Source organism: Mesonia sp. K4-1, assembly GCF_008017825.1.
Classification (GTDB): domain Bacteria; phylum Bacteroidota; class Bacteroidia; order Flavobacteriales; family Flavobacteriaceae; genus Mesonia.
In genome coordinates this window covers 1-2,289 of sequence record NZ_VRLS01000090.1, presented here as the reverse complement: position 1 = coordinate 2,289, position 2,289 = coordinate 1, and the positions used below count along the sequence as shown (strand labels likewise).

The following is a 2,289-nucleotide window of genomic DNA, read 5'->3' as shown; positions in this document are numbered from 1 at the left end:
TAGTTAAAGAGAGGGGATTATCAATGTTGTCGAAGTCTAACGCTTCACCGTATATCATAACCTTAATCCTCTCTTTGCTCTTTCTGATTTATACTATAAAATTAATAAGAATCAAACTTAAGACGTATATAGCTCATAGCTTGGTAGTTGCTTAATCGAAGATAATGCTTATTTAGAAAGTCGCCAAATTTTTAAATTTGACGATTTCCAATAAAAAAGATAAATAGTAAAATTTTAAAATCTGGCTTGTGCTCAAACCGAAAATAATCGCTAATTTGCACGCTACGAGCCATATACAAGACCGTTAGCCATTATTAGAAAAACGAAACTCACGAATGAATAATACACCAAGAAAAGTAAAATTTTCGACTATAATTAATATTATGAAAAAGAAACCGATATCAATAATTTTTGGGTTTGGTTTCACTTTTTTTCCATTATTCATTGCTACAATTTTATTAATAATATTTTCATCACTTGGAAATGAAACACCAAAAGTTGATTATGAATTAATAAATACTAAAGGAAAACAAATTACAGCCCAAATAACAGATATTGAAACACAGTATAATGTTACTATTAATGGCGTTAATCCAACAATTATATCATATAAATATTCAGAGAATGGAAAAGAAACTGAATCTAAATATAAAGTTCTTGAAGAAAGAAAAATAGAAAAAATAGAAGTTGGAAACAGTATACAAATTAAAGAACTTAATGGAAATTCGATATTGAAAGATTTAAAACCATATGATTTTGAATCAGGTTTCTTATTACTATTTCCTATTCCATTTCTGGTTATTGGATTACCTTTTCTAATTTATTCAATTCGAAACTTGAAAAAAGAGGTCAAACTCTACAAATTTGGAAAAGTGCTTAAAGGAAAAATTGTTTCTATGATGGCAAAATCTGGACTTCCAATATCTAACGCTGGACAAGGAATTATTGTGCATTATGAATATCAAACATTGAGCGGAAAAAAGATTATTGGAGAATCATTTACAACTGATTTTTCGATTATGAGCGACAAAAAGAAAGGTGATTTTGTTCCAATTTTCGTCTCGGCTGAAAATGAGAAAAAATCTTGTATTGTTCCTAAATTACAGTCATTGAGAAATAATTGGAATATTGAATTTGAATAAAATAACAATGGCTAACACCGTATAAAATTAATTGCTGGTTTTAGCCAGTTTACGAAAGTCCTCGCGGACTTTCTATCTGTGATTTATTTGCTAACTTTAGTGCTTAAACCACGCAACTAATCTTATACAATCACGTTGTGTGTAATGTCCAACGACCACTAAAATTACATTAAAAATTCGTACTTTCACAATATGAAATCAAATTTAATAAAATCACTTACAGATAATTTTGAGTCCAATTCACACAAAACGGATGAAGGAGTTGAATTTTGGCTAGCAAGAGATTTACAACACTTGTTAGAATACTCAAAATGGGATAATTTTCAAAACGTTATATCAAAAGCAAAAACAGCTTGTGAACTATCTGGAGAGGACATTTCTAACCATTTTGCCGACGTCGGGAAAATGGTCTCTATCGGGTCGGGAACTGAAAAAGAAATACCAGACATAATGCTAACAAGATATGCTTGTTATTTGATAGCTCAAAATGGAGACCCAAGGAAAGAAAAAATTGCTTTTGCGCAAAGATATTTTGCTGTACAGACAAGAAAAGCTGAGATAATTGAACAAAAAATGCTTGAATATGAACGTGTTCAAGCTAGAAATAAACTAAAAGAAACTGAGAAAGAATTATCACAAGTAATTTTCGAACAAACAGGCGGAAATAAAAACTTTGCTTTAATTAGAAGTAAAGGAGATACAGCTCTTTTCGGCAGAAACACTCAACAAATGAAAAAGAAATGGGATATTAAAAATAAACCATTAGCTGATTTTATGCCAACTATCCTTTTGAAAGCTAAAGACTTCGCAACTGAAATAACAATATTTAATGCTAAGGATAAAAAAATGAAAACGGAGTCTGCTATTTCAAGAGAACATATAACAAATAATTCAACTGTAAGAAAAACTTTGCTTTCAAGAGGTATAGTTCCTGAGAATTTAAAACCAGAAGAAGACATCAATAAGGTTAGCAGAAAACTAAACAGTGATGATAGAAAAATTTCTAAAAATCCCGACAAACTGAATTAAAACACTACACACAACAATAGTAACCGTTGCACAAGTCTATAATTTCTAATAAAACTATTTTTTTAAGCCGCTTTTAAGCGGTTTTTTTAGTTTTAGACCGTTGATAAACTTGATAAAT

At 29.9% G+C, this 2,289-nt stretch carries 2 protein-coding genes; both read left to right on the top strand.

Annotated features, from left to right (window positions below; all coding sequences use genetic code 11):
- Nucleotides 1-383: 383 nt before the first annotated feature.
- Nucleotides 384-1,142, top strand: coding sequence for a hypothetical protein (locus tag FT986_RS14380; protein WP_147865664.1), 759 nt, complete (start codon nucleotides 384-386; stop codon nucleotides 1,140-1,142).
- Between the two features lie 192 nt (nucleotides 1,143-1,334).
- Complete coding sequence (dinD, locus tag FT986_RS14375; RefSeq protein ID WP_147865663.1) at nucleotides 1,335-2,171, top strand: DNA damage-inducible protein D; 837 nt, start codon at nucleotides 1,335-1,337, stop codon at nucleotides 2,169-2,171.
- Nucleotides 2,172-2,289: the final 118 nt, after the last annotated feature.

Excerpts from the sequence above, each read along its gene's own strand:
- FT986_RS14380 (WP_147865664.1), top strand. The coding sequence starts at position 384 with ATGAAAAAGAAACCGATATCAATAATTTTTGGGTTTGGTTTCACTTTT.
- dinD (WP_147865663.1), top strand. The coding sequence starts at position 1,335 with ATGAAATCAAATTTAATAAAATCACTTACAGATAATTTTGAGTCCAAT.